Origin of the sequence: Microcoleus sp. N3A4 (genome assembly GCF_036701805.1) — a bacterium.
Lineage (GTDB): Bacteria > Cyanobacteriota > Cyanobacteriia > Cyanobacteriales > Microcoleaceae > Microcoleus.
On sequence record NZ_JAUBRJ010000004.1, the window covers coordinates 117660 to 138063 of the forward strand.

At 45.4% G+C, this 20404-nt stretch carries 16 protein-coding genes; 8 read left to right on the forward strand and 8 right to left on the reverse strand.

What is annotated here, in order from left to right; all coding sequences use genetic code 11:
- The first annotated feature begins 115 nt into the window (after nt 1-115).
- Nucleotides 116-1519 carry an AAA family ATPase gene (locus QUA56_RS04095; RefSeq protein ID WP_333353569.1) on the forward strand — a complete coding sequence of 468 codons (1404 nt, stop codon included), beginning with the start codon at nt 116-118 and terminating at the stop codon, nt 1517-1519.
- A gap of 10 nt (nt 1520-1529) precedes the next feature.
- Nucleotides 1530-2060 carry a hypothetical protein gene (locus QUA56_RS04100; RefSeq protein ID WP_333353572.1) on the forward strand — a complete coding sequence of 177 codons (531 nt, stop codon included), beginning with the start codon at nt 1530-1532 and terminating at the stop codon, nt 2058-2060.
- A gap of 169 nt (nt 2061-2229) precedes the next feature.
- On the opposite strand, the gene QUA56_RS04105 is transcribed toward QUA56_RS04100, so the two are convergent.
- Nucleotides 2230-2370 carry a hypothetical protein gene (locus QUA56_RS04105; RefSeq protein WP_333353575.1) on the reverse strand — a complete coding sequence of 47 codons (141 nt, stop codon included), beginning with the start codon at nt 2368-2370 and terminating at the stop codon, nt 2230-2232.
- Nucleotides 2371-2478: 108 nt separating this feature from the next.
- A complete protein-coding gene (locus tag QUA56_RS04110; RefSeq protein WP_333353578.1) occupies nt 2479-4170 on the reverse strand; it encodes a transglutaminase domain-containing protein in 1692 nt (563 codons plus the stop codon).
- A 423-nt stretch (nt 4171-4593) separates the two neighbouring features.
- On the opposite strand from QUA56_RS04110, the gene QUA56_RS04115 reads away from it, so the two are divergent.
- From QUA56_RS04115 to QUA56_RS04130, 4 genes are all read left to right on the forward strand, one after another.
- Nucleotides 4594-5460, forward strand: a complete 867-nt coding sequence (locus QUA56_RS04115; protein ID WP_333353581.1) for a DUF928 domain-containing protein — start codon at nt 4594-4596, stop codon at nt 5458-5460.
- A gap of 203 nt (nt 5461-5663) precedes the next feature.
- Nucleotides 5664-7928, forward strand: a complete 2265-nt coding sequence (locus QUA56_RS04120) for a ShlB/FhaC/HecB family hemolysin secretion/activation protein (RefSeq protein WP_333353584.1) — start codon at nt 5664-5666, stop codon at nt 7926-7928.
- Between the two features lie 688 nt (nt 7929-8616).
- Entirely contained in the window at nt 8617-10542 is a 1926-nt protein-coding gene (locus QUA56_RS04125; protein ID WP_333353586.1) for an ABC transporter transmembrane domain-containing protein, read from the forward strand.
- A gap of 51 nt (nt 10543-10593) precedes the next feature.
- The gene (locus tag QUA56_RS04130) at nt 10594-11289 is read left to right on the forward strand and encodes an ATP-binding cassette domain-containing protein (RefSeq protein WP_333353589.1); all 696 of its coding nucleotides are present in this window, start codon (nt 10594-10596) and stop codon (nt 11287-11289) included.
- Nucleotides 11290-11319: 30 nt separating this feature from the next.
- Here the strand turns inward: QUA56_RS04130 and QUA56_RS04135 are convergent, their stop codons facing one another.
- On the reverse strand, nt 11320-12570 hold the full coding sequence (locus QUA56_RS04135; protein ID WP_333353592.1) for a transposase: 1251 nt from the start codon (nt 12568-12570) through the stop codon (nt 11320-11322).
- Nucleotides 12571-12620: 50 nt separating this feature from the next.
- Between QUA56_RS04135 and QUA56_RS04140 the strand changes: the two genes are divergently transcribed.
- A complete protein-coding gene (locus QUA56_RS04140) occupies nt 12621-12767 on the forward strand; it encodes a CopG family transcriptional regulator (protein ID WP_333353596.1) in 147 nt (48 codons plus the stop codon).
- Nucleotides 12768-13022: 255 nt separating this feature from the next.
- On the opposite strand, the gene QUA56_RS04145 is transcribed toward QUA56_RS04140, so the two are convergent.
- From QUA56_RS04145 to QUA56_RS04165, 5 genes are all read right to left on the reverse strand, one after another.
- Entirely contained in the window at nt 13023-13769 is a 747-nt protein-coding gene (locus QUA56_RS04145) for an ATP-binding cassette domain-containing protein (RefSeq protein ID WP_333353599.1), read from the reverse strand.
- Complete coding sequence (locus QUA56_RS04150) at nt 13735-15387, reverse strand: cysteine peptidase family C39 domain-containing protein (protein WP_333353603.1); 1653 nt, start codon at nt 15385-15387, stop codon at nt 13735-13737. Before QUA56_RS04150 ends, QUA56_RS04145 begins: the two co-directional genes overlap by 35 nt.
- Before the next feature lie 19 nt (nt 15388-15406).
- Entirely contained in the window at nt 15407-17179 is a 1773-nt protein-coding gene (locus QUA56_RS04155; RefSeq protein ID WP_333353606.1) for an NHLP bacteriocin system secretion protein, read from the reverse strand.
- Nucleotides 17180-17743: 564 nt separating this feature from the next.
- Entirely contained in the window at nt 17744-18142 is a 399-nt protein-coding gene (locus tag QUA56_RS04160; RefSeq protein ID WP_333353609.1) for an alr0857 family protein, read from the reverse strand.
- A gap of 319 nt (nt 18143-18461) precedes the next feature.
- A complete protein-coding gene (locus QUA56_RS04165) occupies nt 18462-18977 on the reverse strand; it encodes an HNH endonuclease (RefSeq protein ID WP_172189167.1) in 516 nt (171 codons plus the stop codon).
- A gap of 587 nt (nt 18978-19564) precedes the next feature.
- Between QUA56_RS04165 and QUA56_RS04170 the strand changes: the two genes are divergently transcribed.
- Nucleotides 19565-19900 (forward strand): ribbon-helix-helix domain-containing protein, encoded by a 336-nt coding sequence (locus tag QUA56_RS04170; protein ID WP_333353612.1) that lies wholly within the window; start codon nt 19565-19567, stop codon nt 19898-19900.
- Nucleotides 19901-20404 lie beyond the last annotated feature (504 nt).

Here is a 20404-nt window from a genome sequence, read left to right on the forward strand (position 1 = left end):
AATATTGAACAGGAATCACCAATCCAGGTATAATGGGTTGAGGAATGGAAAATCTATAACACTAACGGTTTCAGGTTCCTCTCTATCTGATAGTTTATCAACAGGACATTTTTTAATGAAATTAGAAATTAGAAACTTAGGTGTTGTTGAAAAAGCAGAAATTGATTTAAAGCCTTTAACTGTTTTTATTGGTCGTAATGGTGAAGGGAAAACATGGGCTGCATACACTTTATCAGCGATCCTGGGAGTGCAGGGATACAGATATTACTTGAAAGCTTATCTTGACGGTAAAACCCAACAGACATATCCAATCATAGATAGCGCACTTAAGCAACTTTTTGATGAAGGTAATGCACAAATTGATATGATTGAATTTGCTAAGGACTGTGCGGAAATTTTTATTAATGATGTGGCTCGTTTGGCTCCAAACTGGATGCGAGATTTTATGGTTACAGAGCGAGCAGATTTTGAAAATTTGCAAGTAGATTTTAAGTTGGAAGAAACAAAATTAGAGTTTCTGGAAAGGATAAAATCAGTTTCTGTCCAGAGAGAAATTTCTTTGGGCTTACTAAATTCTGTGAAAGAATCAGGCGAAACAATATTATACTTTTATTCAGGAGGAGGCAAAGATTTGAATAAGCTGCCTAAAAAAGCAATTAAGCGATTCGTAATTCAGGAAATTTTTCAGATGCTCCACAGAGCATTTTATGCTTGTATACATATATTCCCTACTGAAAGGACTACTTTTATAACTTTTCCATTTAGCTCTTTTAGAGTCAGAGACATTAGAGACGAAGAACCTTTAAAAGAAACAGATAAATCCGAATTTGAACCAAGAAAAACGTCTTTGGTTGAACCAGTAAAGCGTTTGTTGGACATGATTATATTGAGTTCTCTAAAAAAAGAAGACAGAGAAAAGGAAATAAAAGAAAATCCTTTGTTAGAGAAATATGTGAAGTTAGCTGATTTTTTGGAAAAAGAGATTTTACAAGGAGAGGTCGGCTTTGAAACAATATCCGAATTGCGAAAAGAACTACTTTTTCAACCGAAAGAAAGTACCAAGTTGGAGATGCCTATTGTTTCTTCAATGGTAAAAGAATTAGCTCCATTAGTTCTCTGTTTGCGCTATTTAGTTAAACCAAATGAGTTACTGATAATTGATGAGCCAGAAATGAATTTACATCCAGCGGCTCAAGTAGAGATAGCTGAATTTTTGGCAATGTTAGTCAATGCTGGATTGCACGTCTTAATTACAACCCACAGTCCCTACATTGTTGACCATCTTGCTAATCTCATGCAAGCAGCTAAGCATAAAGATCCAGATAGCATTAAAGAAATGTTTTATTTAGAGCGAACAGATGCTTTTATTTCTCAAGAAAAAGTTTCAGTCTATTTGTTTGAGGATGGAACAGCCAAAAACATTATCAGTGAAGAAGGTACAATAAATTGGGAAACTTTTGGTCAAGTGTCTGATGATGTTTCTCGCATTTATGCTAATTTACTGAAAATTCAAGATTGAGAGACAGTTAATGCCTTTTGAAAATTTGCTTTTATCCTCCTGTTTACTTCCAGGTCAAACCTATTTTAAGGAAAGTAAAGCTTCAGTAAAAGTAGAACCCCTAGCGGGCGAAACAATACTTTTTTTTAACATAGATGACCAATCAAATCCTGGTTGTAAGCTGCGTCAATTTTTTTGGGGAATAGAAAAAGGTCAAAAAATGTGCGACCTGATGGTGTTTTACGCTAAAGACAGCAAGCGCGTTATCTGTTTTGTAGAATTAAAAGATAATATCGGTGATTTAGGTCATGCCACAGAGCAAGTAATTAATACATACAATACTTTCAAGGTACATCTGAAAAAAAGTTATACGGCGAAAGCATTTATTTATGCGTGTGCCGGTTCTTTACCCTACGAACATGAGGAATATCAGAGAGAGTTATTAAAGGCGTTTGGGAAAAATAATTTTGATTTTAATAACAGAAGTAATGATGCTTTAGGTGATTTGTTGCGGGGAAACCCACCTCAAATAGGTGGAGGGAAGCGGAAAAATAAAAAGTAGAAAAAATCGGTCAATTAAGGCTATTCAATAAGATGTTTTTGAAGCGCCACACCTAGGTTATCTCTTTCCTTGCACCTCTGGGGTGAAAACTCCCCAAATCAAAAAACAAGGCGACCCAACCAGGTCGCCTTTTTTATCATAAAAAATGCACTTTGTCAACAGCAAAGAGCTACTCTTTTTTCCGTTTAGCGTTATCTAACCGCCTGCGATCGCGCCATTCAACCGCCGTCAAATAAGCGACCCCGCCAGTCACCGTTAGCAGCAGTACAAAAGCCACTAAAACGAGAAAATTAGCAATCGAAAATTCCACAACGCCTCTTCCTCTGATTTTACATTTTCTACTTTCAATTTTAGATGAAAAATGTTAACAATTAACAGTGGAATGTTGACGGTTAACTGTTAACTGTTAGGACTCGATTCAAACTGCTGGCAAATCTTCCAAAATTGTAAACCTCACATGATTAATTGCCAGAGTCCCCACGGAAACATCCTCCTTGTTTAAAGGAAGACCCCCGCTCGTGAGACCTTGAAACCGAATTCCCTTGCCAATTTCTACGTGATACCAAGCCAAACCCATAAAAAATCGCAAAGGATAAGGGCCTCTATCTTGAATATCATCAGGATTAGATTCCATCGGCACCCAGCCAAAACCCGGAATGTAAAACTCCAGCCAAACGTGATTAAAATCCGGCTCCAGCGGCACACCTTTTCTGTCAGCAAAAGCCGGACACTTGTAGCGCCCGATCGTGCGACAAGCAATCCGGTTCAACCTTGCCAAAGCCAACAATACCCCCACGTACTCGCCGCAAGAACCGATGCCGCGGCGCAATACAATATCGGGAGTGTCAATGTGAGGCCTAATCCCGTAAGAAAGTTGGTCGTAAACAAAATTGCGAATGCTCAGTAACTGCCTCAAAATATTAGTTTCTGAGCCAATGGCAGCCACAGCAGCCGATCGCACAATCTCCGTATTCATCGCCAAATTGTCATTGTCCACCAAATACTTAGCTGCAAACTCCGGCGACAGCTTCGGAATCTTTTCGACATCCCGAGGCGACAACTGATACTTAATCGATCTAACTTCTAACAAAGCCTTCCAGCCAAAAATTCGGCGTTCCCCAGGGTGCAGCCGATCGAACTTAAACACCGCCACCCGTTCCCCTTCCTGAATTTCCTCAGTAAAAGGCATTCCGATCGGCGTAACTTTCCTTACCTTTTGCCGGTGAGTTTCCGAAGGCAAAGCAATCCGCCACTCTAAATTTTCAATTTCTACCTCATCGAGAGGAGACAGTTCCTCCACATAAGACATTTCCATCAAAAAACCGTTTGACAGAGCGTAGCGCTCGGCTTCATTGTAGTGAAAATACAAAGGCTGAATAAAAGTGCGATCGCGCTTCGTCAACTGAAAAGGATCTTCCGAATTCGGGTCATCCCGGATGTAAAGTTCATCCCCAGCATAAGCCACGTACAGAACCTCTTCCCCCGTCTCTGCATCCTTGTGAAAAGCCAAACCAGAAGGCGACTCAAAGGGAGTCAAAACGCTAAATTTAATCTCTCCAGTTGCCCGTTCCAAACAGTAAACAGTTTGCTCAGTCTTGTCGCAAACCCAAAGTTCCTCATCCCGGACAGTGATATTTTCTACCCCAATACCGGGAGCGTAAAACCGAGTAATTTCCCGACCCGTTTTCCCGTCAAAAACCAGAATATAGCCCAATCTTTGGCAAGTCACGTAAAGCGTAGATTTCCAAACTGCAATTCCGTCAGCAGGATAAGAAAGCGAAACAAAATGTTCCGGTTTTAGTTCAGCGATCGCCCCGTCCCGAATTGCCCCCGGACAGCAACAAATATCCTCATCCCGCGCAAACCAGAGAGTATCTTCCCAAATAGCCAGCCCCGTTGCGCCGGCAAACTTAGCCGTTTGAAAAGGATTCAAAACTGTAGTGTTGTCAGTTTCTCGATCGATCTCCAATAGCAGCCCTTCGGCGCGATCGACACCGAACAACCTATTTCCTAAAAAAGCAATGCCGTGCAGTGCCAAGACTCCTATGGGTCTTACCATCCGCAGCCCTGAAGGCTGTTTGTCCGAGAGAACAGGTGAATCGAGATTCATGCTAAATTTCTTGCCGGTATTGTACAGAAAACCTAATTTGTAACTTGTAGCCGAGCGCTTGAGGTTCACCAGCAGAAGTGCCGAGGTTCCTGATATCTAGAACTAACGCATCAACCGGGTTTTTTGAGGAAAATACTTCGTTTGAGCTTCTTCCCAGAGTGAAAAAACCTGGAATATTAGTCTTTGTGAAAGTTAGGTTTAATAACCTCAACCCAACCTGCTGCCGTAAAGGCAAGTAAGTATAACTACTAGGCTACCACTGAAAAACGCTACACACAATTCCATGTTGGTCAGAGCAGCCAAACTAATCGTATCTGGCTGAAGATATAAATTAAGTACAACAGATTACTATATCTGCCAAAACCTTGAGTAGAATAAAACCGTGCGATAAAGTTCTTAGGTTCATCAGAAGGCAGGTTCGTCATGGCTTGGAAGTCTGCTCTAAACATCGGTGCTCTTTCCTTAATTCTGTCTTTAGAGGCTGTTGCCGTTGGTAGTTTCTTAATACCAGCAGAGGCTCTCAACAGCCCCGCAAAGAGCGTCCACCACCCCTCAAAATCGCAGCTACCCCTCAACTCGCAAACAGTGCAACCCCCTGAACCAAGCGGAAGCAGACCGAACAGCAAGCAAACCGGAGCCACGTGGAATACCTTTCAACCGCCCGAAGACGGAGTACCCGGAAGGCGGGAAGGCGGAGGAACCCGCGGCTTGGCCTGCCCCACGGTCACAACTGCCTTAACTGCCTTGATTCCCCAATCAACTATGGGGCAAACCATATCAGCAAAGCCGACATTTTTCTACTACCTTCCCGTAGCCCTCGACAAAACAGTTCAGTTTGAGTTAGCAGACGAAAGGGACAAAACACTATACAAAAAAAGTTTCCGGATGGTAACTACCCGTGCTGGTATCGTTAGCGTCAGCTTCGGCTCCGACGGCAACTCGCCAACCCTGGAAGTTGGCAAAAACTATCAATGGTACTTTACTATCAAATGCGACCCAAAAAATACAACAGATGATGTTCTCGTTTCTGGGTGGATCAACCGCACCGCACTCGCCCCAACCGTGAAAACAGAGTTGGATCGATCGCCCGATCGCGCCAAGCTCAGCATCTTCGCCCAACAAGGTCTCTGGTACGAGTACCTGGCAACTCTAGCTCAATTGCGAATGGAGTCTCCCAGCGATGCCAGTTTAGCGCTCAAGTGGTTAGAAGTGTTGAACTCAGTCGAACTCGGCAAAATCGCCCAAGAACCATTAATCGCAAGTGAGTTAACACCGATCACAAGAAAATAATTCGACTTCTGCAGCAAGTACCAAAAACTCGGTTTCAATTGCGCTATTTGACAGCGCCACAGCCGATTTTTGCCTGTTCCGGGTTTTTTGGTCGATCGTCCTCAATAAATTAAAATTTTTGTGCTAACGAGCAGTTCCGGCTCGCTTGCCTATTGAAAGCCGGACTGTGTAAATTTTTATTGTTAAATTGCGCTCAATACTAAATGATAAACTGGCAGAGTCAAGCAGCATACAAACTTATTTTAGACAAAATATTAATTATGCGCCCGAGTGCAAATATTGCAATATTTCGGTTGGGGATTTCACTTCTGACTGCGCTCCCGATCCCTTGCTTTTATGCCAATAAAGCTATATCCCAAACTTTCGATATTTCTCAGTTGCCCGCCGCCGCTGACAACTCATATCGTTTCCGGTTGCATCGGAATCATAAAATCGAGTCAACAGTTAACACTCAACCATTCAGTTTTTCGACCCCTCCTTCTACAGTCAACAGTCAACAGTCAACAGTCAACAATCACCTGACGGTGCAACCGGAATTGATATCAGCAGATCCGGGGAACGAAGTCTTAGCACTGCAAAAACTCGAAATCAAGCAGGATGAAACTGCAAAAAACTTAAATCAACTCCCCGATTTTCCCGAAAGCAACCCTGAACCAGAAACACAATCGAACCCCGCCGAGAACACGCAAGATCCGTGTTCCACAATCGATGAAACTGCTTGTGGTGCGGGCATCTTGCCCGAAGAACAAAAAAATCTGGTTGACAACAATTCAAAATGTCAGAACCAGCTACATTGCAATGTTTTAGCCCAGAACCCACCCTCGGCGCCTCTAAACCTGCCACCGCCACCGACTCAGCCAGATCCAAATCGCGATCGATTTCTGCAACCGGCCCCGCAGCCTTCCCCAGAACCTCCCCAAGTACCGCCAACAGTAGCGCCTAGCCCCCCGTCGCCAGTTCCCCCAACGCTGCCGAATGCAGTAATTGAGGTGCAGAAAATTCAAGTAGTTGGCAGCACAATTTTAAGCCAAGACGAAATTAATGCCTTAGTCAAGCCGTTAGAAGGCCGTTCTACCACCCTAGAAGAACTCAAACAAATCGCTGACAAAATTACCGAAATTTACCTCAATCGCGGCTACATCACTTCGAGAGCAGTCTTGCCGGCCCAAACTATCACCGCAGGGGTCGTCCAGATTCAAGTGATCGAAGGCAAGCTGGCCAAAATCGAGGTAGAAGGAACTAAAAGATTGCATCCCAGTTACATCCGCAGCCGGCTTCGACTCGGGGCGGGAAGGCCTTTAAGCACAGCTTCATTAGAAGACCAACTGCGGCTGCTGCGAGTCGATCCTTTATTTGACAATGTAGAAGCCAGCCTGCGGGCTGGGGATAATGAAGGCGAGAGCATTCTGATCGTCCGAGTCTCGGAAGCTAATCCGTTTCAACCTAGTTTCAGCATTGACAATTACTCGCCTCCCAGCGTCGGTTCCGAAAGATTGGGAGTTAGTTTGCGGCACCGCAATATAACAGGAAATGGCGACGAATTTGCTGCTGCTTATTACCGATCGCTAGGCGATTCTGACGTGTTCGATTTCAGCTACCGCATCCCGGTAAATGCGATGAACGGCACTTTGCAATTGAGGGCGGCACCGAACCGCAACAGTATTGTACAAGCACCTTTTGACAGTTTTGACATTTCGGGAAAATCGCATTTATTTGAACTCAGTTACCGCCAGCCGCTGCGGAGAACGCCGATCGAAGAATTTGCCTTATCTGCAGGTTTTACTTATCAGAGAGGCAACACTTTTCTCGCAGGCGAACCGTTTCCTTTTGGCATCGGCCCGGACTCCAATGGTATCACCACTACGAGTACAATTAAGCTGGGACAGGACTACATTCGGCGCGACCCGCAGGGTGCTTGGGCCGTGCGATCGCAATTTACGATCGGCACTAGCTTGTTTGATGCTACTCAAAACGAAGGTTCCGATCCAGACGGACAATTTTTTAGTTGGCTGGGTCAAGTGCAGCGAGTACAGCGATTGAACGACAAACATCTATTAATTTTGCAGTCAGACTTGCAGTTGTCAGCTAATAGTTTGTTGCCTTCGCAGCAATTTGTAATTGGCGGCGGGCAATCTTTGCGCGGCTACCGCCAAAATGTCCGTTCTGGCGATAACGGCTTCAGAGTTTCCATCGAAGATCGGATTACTTTGCAGCGGGATGCTTCGGGAAATCCCAAACTTCAATTAGCTCCTTTTTTGGATGCGGGTACGGTATGGAACGTTGCGAACAATCCTAATAAATTAACCAATCAAACATTTTTAGCAGGTGTGGGTGTGGGGCTAATCTGGGAACCGATACAGCGGGTGAACCTGCGCGTAGATTACGCTTTTCCTTTGGTGAGAATTAGCGATAAAGGCGACAATCTGCAAGATAACGGCATTTACTTCAACATAATTTATACGCCTTAAAATGAGCGATCGGCAGCTCTGCTACGCATATAAATTGTCTGTTATGGCAGAGGGGATATGGGAAGAGTGGGGGAGTGGGAGATGAAGAAAATATGGCGTTGCTCAATAGCGCGATCGATCGTTGAGGAATGGGGACATCCCAGAATTTGAAAGTTTGACCTCAATTCACAGCACCATTATGCAACGCCTTTTTTTAAACTCTATTACTGCCGACTTATAGCCGTTTGAGCGAAAGATGAGGTACGTAGTTGGGCTTTAGCCCTATACGTTATTGTGGTTGTATAATCTGTCAATTATACCTCATCTTTTTGAGAAAGGCTATATCTTTTTTGATACTAAGCTGTTATCCATTTAAATTGTGTGTCAAAAATCACTCAAACTATTGTGGGATGGGCACGCGAGCCCGTCCCGAATATGCAATTTAAACGCGCAACAGCTTACTATAGCGATGCTAAATCATTTGTGAATTTCTTACTCCCTCCCCGCGACTTCGGGGAGGGCTGGGGTGGAGTAAAAAATTTACGACTCCTGCAAGGATTGCTATAGCCTTTATTAAAAAGATGAGGTATGGTTGACAGATTATATAACCATTTAAACTAAGAGGGCTGAAGCCCAACTACGTACCTCATCTTTCTGAGAACGGCTATATACGATCGCCCTATAATTTAAAAATGTAAATTTTTCTCCAATGGATATCCTTTACTGCCTCAAAGGAAATGAACCGCTGTTGCTGGACGATCGACAAAATATCTGGATTATAAAAACTGGTACAATAGCATTGTTTGCCACTAAAGTCAAGGATAGTTTGGTTAGCGGCGATCGCCAATATTTGTTCGATGTGGGTGCGGGCGAAGCTTTATTTGGTGCAGCGCTGCGGGAAGAATGGGGACTTTTGGCGGTGGCGATCGAACCCACAGAACTATACCAAATTAACACAGCAGATTTGGTCGCGCAGGTAACAGTTGGTGAGGAAAGGGCAATTGGGTTAGTGAATGGTTGGGTAAACCGTTTAAAGAAGACATTCAGCCAGGAACACACAGCGGCGTTCGCTTCGCAGGAATTATCCTTCATAAATTCCGAGAGTGCTGCTTCACTGCCAAACATTTTAGCCGATTTACATACCGATTTATTCAATTATTTGAACGGGCAGGAATTGCAGAAAACAGAGGCGGCTTTTCGACAAATTCAAGAAAGAGAAGAACTGAATCTAATCGCAGTCAATTCAGCCCTTTCTAAGTTAGCGGGTGTGGTCAAACCGCAGCAAGAAACGGTATCCTTCCAGCAAGGAATTCCTTTATTAATTGCGGCGGGTGCAGTGGCAAAAGCGATGGGAATAACGATTAGTCCTCCGACGCAGTTGGAAGAACTCAAATCTGTCAAAGATTCGGTGGAGGCTATAGCGCGTTCCTCCCAATTTCGGATTCGGATGGTGGTGTTGGAGGATGGCTGGTGGCGAAGAGAATACGGCCCGGCTTTAGCTTACAAAATTGCAGGGCATCCGGTGGCTTTGTTAGTTGTTGGTAGCGGTTACGTTTTGTTCGATGGAGTAACTCAAACTCGGACGAGGGTGAATGAGACGGTGGCGGCGACTTTGGCACCGGAAGCTTACCAGTTTTACCGACCGTTACCTAGTGTTATTAATAATGTGCTGCCCTTGTTACAGTTTGGCTTCAAGGGGTATGAAAAAGAAATCGCCAGCATTGTGGTGGTGGGAATTATTGGTACCCTGCTGGGGATGGTGGTGCCACAGGCGACGGGAATTTTGGTGGATAGTGCGATTCCAGATGCCGATCGCAATTTATTATGGCAATTAGCGCTGGCATTGTTGGCGCTGGGTTTGGGAAGGTCAGCGTTTGGGCTGTCTCAAGGGATTATGGCGCTGCGAGTCGAGAACAGCGTTGATAGTTCGTTGCAAATGGCGATATGGAATAAACTCCTGGGATTGAGTCCGGCTTTTTTTCGGGAATATACTTCCGGCGACTTGCTCAACCGCACCTTGTCGGTGAACCGAATTCGTAAGATACTGTCGGGGGGAACGCTACGCACTTTGATGAGTGGAGTGTTCGGTTTGCTGAATTTGGTGCTGATGTTTGTTTACAGTTGGCAACTCGCGTTTGTGGGGGTGGGGATAGCTTTGCTGACAACCGCAGTCACGTCTGTGGTTGATTTTTTGGTAATCCGCAATTTGCGACGGCTGCAAGAATTGGATGGCGAGATTAGCGGGTTGGTGGTACAACTCATTAATGGGGTGGCTAAGCTGCGGGTGGCGCAGGCGGAAGACAGGGCATTTGCAGCTTGGGCCCAAAAGTACGGCGATCGCATGAAGTTGGAAGCTGGTTTGCAGCGCCTTCAAGATAGAATGGGCGTGTTCAACGAGTCGCTGTCCTTGGTGAGTTCGGCAGTTTTGTATTGGTTTGGCGTACTGTCGATTCAGATGGCGCAAGCTAATGACGGTAGCGGGTTGACGACGGGTACGTTTTTGGCTTTTAATTCCGCGTTGGGGATTTTTAGCGGCGCTGTAAGCAGTATTAGCAGTACCGTGACTGATATTTTGGGAATTGTGCCGCTGTGGGAACGGGCGAAACCGATTTTGCAAACGAAACCGGAGTACTAACTTCATAGAGTAAATCCGGGTCAGTTGCAGAGTGGAGTGGCTTTGGAGGGGGTGACTTTTCGCTATCGGGATGAGGGATTGCCTGTGCTTGATGATATCACTCTGCGTGCCCAACCGGGTGAATTTGTGGCGATCGTCGGGCCGTCGGGAAGTGGGAAGTCAACGATTGTCCGGTTGTTGTTGGGATTTGAAACGCCGAATTCGGGAAGGGTTTGTTACGATGGCAAAGATTTGGCGGAGTTAGATTTGGTGGCGGTGCGAAGGCAGTTGGGGGTGGTGCTGCAAAACGGTCGGATTGGTAGTGGTTCGATTTTTGAGAATATCACGGCTGGGGCCTTGGTGTCGCACGAAAAAGCTTGGGAAGCGGCGCGGATGGCGGGTTTTGCTGAGGATATTGAGCAAATGCCGATGAAGATGCACACGGTGATTAGTGAGGGGGGAACCAATCTTTCGGGAGGGCAAAAGCAGCGGTTGTTGATTGCGAGGGCCCTGGTGAATCAGCCGAAAATTATGGTGATGGATGAGGCGACGAGTTCGTTGGATAACCGCACGCAAGGGATTGTGGTTGAAAGTTTGGATAAGTTGAAGGCGACGAGGATTGTAATTGCCCACCGATTGAGTACAATTCGCCATGCGGATCGGATTTATGTTGTTGAAGCGGGGCGGGTGGTGCAGGTGGGGACGTTTGAGGAGTTGGTGCAGCAGGAGGGTTTGTTTGCACAATTGGTGGCGAGACAAATGGATTGACACTCCCCGCGCACTCAGCGACGGGGATTCTTAAGACCATAGTTTAAGTCTTAAAGGCGCTGACAAAACACCTCTACCGATTCCGCTTAGATCGAGTCCAAGCATCATCGCTACTTTTCTACCGATATTCCCACAAGCATTGCAATCTGCATTGATTAGCCAACCTTGAGCCGTCTGATACAAACCGCGTTTAATTCGTTTACCACTTTGAAGCCACCCTTCGGGTTTTTCGCCGAATGTAGGTAGCAAATCATTATCAACAAAAGAGGCTTTCGAGGAATAGGATTCTTCTGTTTCAACAAACCTCAAGCCATACTGCTCACAGAGTTGAGCAATTCTGTCTTTCAATCGGCCCGTAGGAATTTGCACAAACTTTTGATTAGTTTTGCTCCCCATATTGGCAGAATTTTTTTGTCCTTTATTCCAACCGAATACAACCGTTCCTATTTGATTTTTCAAGCAGTGGTGAATCACTTTTATGGCTGCTTTGTTAACGGCATCTCGCATTTGACGATTACGTTTTTCGGTCAAGCTGGCAAGTCTTTTAGACCAATAACCATTAGCTTTCCCTTTCATCAGAAATGCAACCCGTTTGTTGTATCCCTGATTGAGCGATTTTAAATGCCTGCCATCCACGATAAAACTTGTGCCGATATTACTCACGCAAGTTAGCCAGTTGTCCAGGCCGTGATCGATTGTTAAGCACTTGGCAAGGTCTATATCTGCCTGGATATTAGTCGTTTTGTAGACAAATTCTAGGTAGAAACAGCCGTTACGGGGAAGTATGCGATATTCCCGAATCGCTTTGAAATCAAGATTAGAAGGCATCGGCAGAAAAAACGCATCTAAACCGAACCACGCTTTAACCTTACTACCTAACGGGAATCTCAACATTCCATCTTTGAGTTTTACCGACCTACCCGTAAATGTCACAAGTGCCATTCCTCCTTGACGATATTTCGGTAGTTTAGGGGGTTCTGTAATCACCCCATTTTTAAAAGCTTTCAGTAATCCTAAAAAGGACTTGAAAGACTCTGCTACGCCAGTCAAGATTTGTTGAGCGGTATCAGAATAAAACGCCTGATAGTGCAAATTTATGTTCTCAGTTCCCAAAACTTTGTGTAACTGAGCGCGATTGGGAATTTTGCCAGTTTTAAAATATAGCTGGCGGGCGTAGTAAGTCCCGCAATTAGAAAGCTTTGCAGACTCAGAACACAGATATTCAAGAATTGCCTTAATCTCTGAATCGGCTCGAATTAAATTTTGTTGACAACCAAACATGAGTTATCCTCCTTGCTATAATATAATACAGCAAAACACCGGAGAAAATAATGAATAAACGTTTAGATTTTCAGATTCAGGAATTGGAATTTGAAATTCTTGAGCAACATTGTAAAGCTGTAGGCAAGACTAAAACTGATGTACTTAGAGAGTTAATCAAGAGCCTCAAAGTCAAAGAAAAGCCGTCAAGCTTATGACGGGGCTTCAGACCCCAAATTTTTTTGGTGAAGAAGGCAGAAGGCAGAAGAGAGGGGGAGAGGGGAGAGGGGGAGAGTAAGCTACAGCAAGCTTTTGACGCACCAAAAGAAAAGATTTTTTTTTTCAGAAGTTTTGCTCTCTTATTTAAGCGAAATACGTATTTTTATTATTGACAAATACGCCAATTTACCCATGTAGACTTAAGACTCTATCCCTAGACCCCGGACTTCTCTAAAAAGTCGGGGTTCTAAAAATCATCCTTCAGTGCGAAGCAAATGCACATAACTCCCCCCTTGACCCCACAACTGCTCGTGAGTTCCCCGCTGTACAACCAAACCCTGCTCTAGTACAATAATTTCATCGCAATCCCGAATCGTACTGAGTCGGTGGGCAATCACAACACAAGAACAACCGCGCCGTCGCAAATTTCGGTCTATCATCAACTCAGTTTGAGCATCCAGCGAACTGGTTGCCTCATCCAACACCAACACCGCCGGATTTCTCACCAAAGCGCGGGCAATTTCCAAACGCTGGCGCTGTCCCCCACTCAGATTCATTCCCCCTTCAATCAGCTTCGCCTCGTATCCTCCGGGCAATGATAGAATCGTGTCGTGAATCGCTGCATCCTGACAAGCCTTTACCAAATCCGCTGGCGGTACAGTCGAATCCCACAAAGTGAGATTTTCCCGCACAGTTCCACCAAACAGAAAGATATCCTGTTCCACCATTGCCAAAGCAGAAGTTAAAACAGAACGCGAAATCTGTTTTCTGGGTGTACCATCAAACAAAATCTCTCCCGACCAAGGTTGGTAAAGACCGCAAATTAGCTTAGCAATGGTAGACTTACCAGAACCGCTAGTCCCCACAACCGCCACTCGTTGACCGGGCTTCAAACTCAAGCTAAAATTTTCAATCAAGGGCTTTTCGACCCGACTGTAACCAAAAGTGATATTCCGCAACTCAACATCACCCTGCAAGCGAAAGGTGATGGGTGATATCAATTCCGGTTGCACCGTCAGGTGATTGTTGACTGTTGACTGTTGACTGTTGACTGTTGACTGTAGAAGGAGGGGTCGAAAAACTGAATGGTTGAGTCTTAACTGTTGACTCGATTTTATGATTCCGATGCAACCGGAAACGATATGATTGGTGAACAGAAAAAGTTTTTTCCCTTTTCCCTTTTTCCCCTTCTCCCCCCCTTTCCACCTCTGGGTCAACTGAATTTTGCAATACATCATCCAGTCGGTTCAAATCCGCTTCCAAATCTTGCAACAAACTGCCAAAATTAATTAAACTGTCGATCGGGCAAAAAAAACCAGCCATTAAACTCTGGTAAGCAACCAGCATCCCCACACTCAGCGTCCCGTCCATCACTTTCAAGCCGCCGACTATTAATATAGAAGCTGTCATCAGCGCCGACAGCAGCGTGGGTAAGATTGTCAAAACTTGAGATTGTAAAGCTAAATCCTGCTGTGCGTTCAGCGCTTTGGCATAGTACCCGGCGAACTTGGCAAACGAGTCGGACTCCAGACCAGAAGCTTTGAGAGTTTCGATCGTTTGAATCCCTGCGATCGCCACCCCGTTCACCTTACCATACTCCTGCGCCAGCTTGAGATTCGCATCCACCCGCGTCCGCAACATCAACTGTAGGGCGAAGACATTAATCGAGGCAAAAACAAAGGCTATTCCGGTCAGGAGGCGATCGTACTGCAGCATAATTAAAAAGTAAAAAACCATCATCACCGTGTCGATGATAGTTTTACCCAAAGTACCCGAAAGTATCCCCGCAACCTTGTAATTCAGCGACACGCGACTGCTAATTTCACCCGCAAACCGCTGTGCGTAAAACCCAACTGGCAAACGCAAAATGTGCCAGACAAACTGCCCCGACATCGTTACCGACAGCTTCAACATCAAGTTCCGCAAATAGGTAAGTCGCAGGGAAGCGAGAATACCCCTGAGTACCGCCGTGAGAACCATTCCCAGCACCAAAGGCTGTATCCAATCAAGGCGTTCGGAAACCAAAATTTCATCCACGAACACTTGGGAAAAAGCAGACACCGCCAAGCGAGGAACGGTGAGCAAAAACCCCGCGAACAGGCAGAATAAGATAGTACCCCAAGAGTACCGCAACCGCGACACTAAAGCCGCGAGAGTGTTCCTTTGTTTACCGCCCTTTTGAAAAGAAGGGCCAGGTTCCATTACTAGGATAACCCCAGTGTAAGCGCGATCGAACTCTTCTAGAGAAACCGTTCGCCGTCCCGTAGCGGGGTCGTTCAGATAAACGCACTTTTTCCCGAACCCCTCTACTACCACAAAGTGGTTAAAATTCCAAAATACAATGTAGGGTGAGGGAATAGTTTTCAGTTTTTCCAACTGTGCTTTAAACCCTTTGGCATTTAAACCATAGTTCCGCGCTGCTTTGACGAGATAAAAAGCACTAGAACCATCTCGCGACACGCCGCACTCGCGCCGCAGTTCCGCTAGGGGGACAATGCGCGAGTAATATCCTAGAATAATGCCCAAAGCAGCAGCACCGCATTCTACAGCTTCCATTTGCAGTAGTGTAGGAGTGCGAACGCGATTGGGTAGAAGTCGCCGCAGAATACTCGAAATCATCGCTGTCTTTTGTTAATTTTCAATAAACACCCGTCCAAGAGCGAAACATAGGAATAATATAAGAAATCGGAGCCACTTCTCCTACTTTGACCCGAACTAATGTAGTAGTACCTGATGAAAGTTTTAACTCAGGCCCCTTGGAAGAAGACCAATTATAACCACTCTTTGTAGTTGCATCTTCTTGCAATTTAACAAAAATTTGCACTCGGGCACCATTCTCACCAGCCAGACTTTTCGCTAACTCTTCATTGCCAACAATTGCTGCAATTTCCTGAGTTGTCACCGGAAAAGGAGAAACATTCGTTACTACCCCAACAATACCACCGTAGCGCTCGCGCTTGACAACGCTGGGCGTAACTTGTACATTCATACCTTGTTTAATTTGTTTACCGTCTTTATCCGCCAAATAAACAAGACTTTCCAGTTTGACATTAGAATCTTCAGCTTCAATTATTCCCAGACGGGTGCTGGCGCCAACAATTTGACCGGGAATAACGCTGGTGTCTAAAACATACCCATCATGTTTGCTGATAACTTGACTTGACTGAGCCAATTGCACTTCTAATTGAGAAATCTTGTCTTTAATTTCTTGGGTTTGATTGGTTTTGTCAATGGACTTTTCTACGTCTTGTTGAACCAGTTGGCCTTTTTGGGATTCGATTTCCTTGATTTTGGTTTGGAATTCGTCAATTCTATTTTGAGCTTGTAGGTATTCGCGCTCGGCATTAGTTTTTTGGACTTGGATTTCTTGTAAGTTGGTTTTGAATTCGTCAATTCTATTTAAGTTTTGCCGATATTCTCGTTCTGTATTGATAACTTGAACATCAATTTCTTTAATAGCATTCTTGATATCATCAGCTTTAGTGAGATTTTGGAGATATTCCCGTTCGGTATTGGTTTTCTGAACATCAAGTTCCTTAAGTTGCGTGTCGATATCCGACACTTGCGTCTGCGCGTTCAACAATTCCTGTTCCGACTGCAACACCACATCCTGACTGACGATTTTTTCTTCAAACAAACCGCGACGAGCTTCTACCCGCTGTTGCAAAGTTTTTAGCAACTCGCTAATTTGTTGCTTTCGCTCCAGAAGACTTTTGCGTTTTTCTGCCAGCGCTGCGAGAGTTTGTTGGCGCAGCATTGGCGTAACTTGCTCTCGGCGCACACTTTCTTCCAGACTTTTACGCTTTTCTGCAAGTGCGGTGAGAGTTTGTTGGCGCAGCACTGGCGTAACTTGCTCTCGGCGCACACTTTCTTCCAGACGAAAGCGTTTTTGCTCTAGTGCTTGGAGCGTTTCTTCTCGCAGCGTTGGTGCGAGAGACTCGCGACGCAAACTTTCTTCTAAGTCTTTCTGCTGTTGCTGAAGCGTTATCAATTGTAGCGCTATCTGCTGCTTTTGCAGAGTTAAGGTACTTTGATTCTGCTGTTGCAGTTGGGCTAACTTGGCTTTCTGTAACTCTAGTTCTTTGTGAAGTTGGGACTGATCGATCGTAGCGAGTACCTGCCCTTGCTTAACTCTATCTCCCGGCTTAACATTTATGTTTAATATTTGACCTTCATTAGGCGCTTGAAATGGTACCATATGACGGGGACGAATCAATACGCCAGCACCCGTAACGGTGAGAGGAATGCGCCCAACTACACTCCAAACGCCAGCCCCAACAATTAAACAGCCCATCGAAACCAAAGGTAACCAAGTTTGGGGGCTGACTACCCGCATTAGTTTGTCGAGTTGTTCGGGTGAGGAAAGGCGCTCAAGCGCTTCTTCACGGAAGAGTTTGTTGCCTTGAGGCATACATTTTTTTGTGTTTGCTTGGCTAGTGATGTTTTCTATAGTAAGCTTTAAAGTTCCATGATACTTTACCTATTAGTTTCACTTCAAAAGCAGTAATGGCGTGGCTGAATACAGGTATGAATTCAAAATTTCCCAATTGCTATAAGCCCGCTTGAGGGTGAGTTTTGTAACATCAAGCAAAAAGTTGATTCATACCGTGAATCAGCAACGCAATTTTCAGACTAGCGAGCTTTGATATCATCGGAATATCCTTGGGGGGCTGTTTCAACATCAATAAACTGACGATCGCAATCTACACAAACGCGATGAGTGCTTACCTCGGATCTTAGCGTTCTTACGGATGTGTTGGGAACAGCATTCAGGAGATTGCATGACTGTTTGACCTCCATTTATATAGCCTTTCTTAAAAAGATGAGGTATGATTGACAGATTATATAATCAATTCAACTAAGAGGGCTGAAGCCCAACTACGTACCTCATCTTTCTGAGAACGGCTATAGCACCATTATGCAGCGCCGAAAATATTTCCCTCTTGCTTGTTCCCTCTTCCTTCCACATCGGATATTAATCGCCGATTTCCCCGACAACCTCCGCAGCAGCCTGAGTTTCGAGCCAGAGTTTGAGCAGCAAGAACTCCGCCCGATCGCCCAACACAGTCGCAAACACGCCGTCAGCCCCCTCAGACGCATCAGAAATCCACGTACCGCGCAGAGTCACTTCTACAAAGTCAGCATCAGCAACACAAAGGGCGATCGCATCGCTGTTGTCTCGGCGGGCCTCAGATTCCAACAGAGACAGCGCCGGCAAATTCGCCGGCAGCAAAAATGCCGCGGTGCTCGGTTCGACGCTGATGCTTTGACCAACTCGCATAGCCAGCACAACTCGCAGCGCCACTAACTGTTCGGGAGATTGAGCCAAACGCTCCAGGTTAAAGCCCGTTTCAGTGTAAGTCAACTTCAGCATATTGACAGCCCTAAATTTGGAATTGAAAATTTGTCAGTAGTCAGTAGTCAGTAGTCAGTTGACAGTTGTCAGTTGACAGTAGTCTGTTGACAGTTGTCCTGCCGTCATTAATCATTAGTCCTCAGTCTTCAGCCAATGACTTCACAAGGCGCAAGGCATTAGTCATGGAGCATTCTTCATAATTAAAGAATTAAAGAAAAATTTGGAATTCAAGAATTTTCCTTGTTTGTCAATTCCACAAAAAACTCCTTTTGACTAATGACAACTGACAACTAACAACTGACAACTAACAACTGTCAACTGTCAACTGACTAATGACCTATTCCCCAATTTGGTATTCGTGCCAAAACAGTTCGGCAAAAGCAACAGTGGGGTGTATGGGGGCCTTCGGCTTAGTTCGCAGAGACATTCCAGCTTCTACGGGAGTTCGATCGCCCTTACGGGAGTTGCACCGTTCGCAAGCAGTCACCACATTGTCCCAAGTATGCGGGCCGCCCTTCGATCGAGGCATCACGTGATCCAGCGTCAAATGCCGGTTGCTACCGCAGTATTGGCAAGAATGAGCGTCGCGGCGCAGAACTTCCCGGCGATTGACCGGGGGGACTTTCCACAGGCGTTCCCTGTTGCCAAAAGTCAAGCGGATTTGTTCGGGTACGTGGATGCTGCTGCTGGGCGATCGTACCAGCCAGCCGTTGCCGATGCTAAAATCCAGAGGTTCAGCCTTGCCTGTTACCAAAAGTACGATCGCCCGTTTGATGTTGACACGGCTCATCGGTAGGTAATTCTGAGAAAATACCACCACAGATTGCCTCAATACATCAGTTACTACGGTCACGGCTTGCTCCTCCTCATTTGGATTTTGGATTTTAGATTTTAGATTTTAGATTTGGGATTTGGGATTTGGAATTTTCGATGCAACGCCTGCATTGGCTATATCTAGTTTTTGCGAATTCCCCAAGCCTTTGGGAATTTCTCAAATATCCATCCCATCAAATGCCCCCGCTTCTCTTACTTAGAAGCGGGGGCTAGAAAAACTGCGTTCATGCAAATTTTCATCCTGTGTTGGTACAGTCGTTTAGCTGTACCTCCCGCTTCGCGTATCTCGATGTGGCTGTGCCACTCGCAGACCGTCTCGGTCTAACTCGTTGTAATTAATTTCTGCAATTTGTCCTAATCCACTATAACCGGGTTTAATTGAGCCCCGGCCCGCCCGCGAGGTCGCTGCGACGGTCGCCAAACCCGTCCTAAAGACGTGCCGTGACGACTCGGAGCGACCCCAGGGGCGATCGCACTTCAGTTGATAGGTGGAGTAAGTGGGGAAAAATTTCAAAGTCGGCAGAAAGTGGTAAGAGACCTTTAAATCTAGCTTTAAACATACTACACTGATATTACACATATGTCCACCCGTCACGGAGAAAAATTATGCATACCCTACCTAGAACCTCAACCACCGAAATGGAAGTCACCAGCATTCGACTAGAAAGAGAGCTCAAAGAGAGACTCAAAGAACTCGCTGGCAATCAAGGCTATCAAGCTTTGATTCGAGATTTGCTCTGGAATTACGTGCAGCAGAAGTCTGGAGAGTATCGGCAGATGTTTTCTCGATCGGATATTCGAGCCAGCATTGATGCCACAGCGCAGCAGGAGGAACGCTGCGCGCTTACAGGAGAGTTGATTCGACCGGGCGGGCCGATGTTATTAGGACTGACGGTGCACGGCGAAATGGTGCCGCTGAGTATGGGAAGTATGGCTGGATAAACGAGTTTATCGAAAATTTGTGAGAGCGATCGGCCTGGGGTGAAGGCCCCAGGCGCTGAAGTTCGTACTATTTTAGATTTTAGATTTTAGATTTTAGATTTTAGATTTGGGAATGACGTATGAGATAAAGGTTTGGAGGTTGCCTAGAATTGCATTTTTTTTTGTATAAAAATACTTCGGACAGTTTTTGAGTGCCAACCGTAGAATAAGGGTTTCAAGGCGATTCGGCAAGTTCGCTACCAACTGACATCTTGCACCATTTTCAATAAGCTTTTTATGGGCGGGATCTCCTGCCCACCCCACAAGAAATTGCACTTGTTGTGGAACAGGCCGGAAAGCCTGTTCTTGAGAATGATGCAAAATGTGAGCTACCAACGAAAAATCGAGGGTTTAAGACTGCGAACTAAAAACAGTCCGGGCTATTGGTATAAAATCCCGCAGTCTTTAAACAACATCTATTTAACCAACCACGAAGACGCGAACAGCGCGAAGAAAGATGGAGAA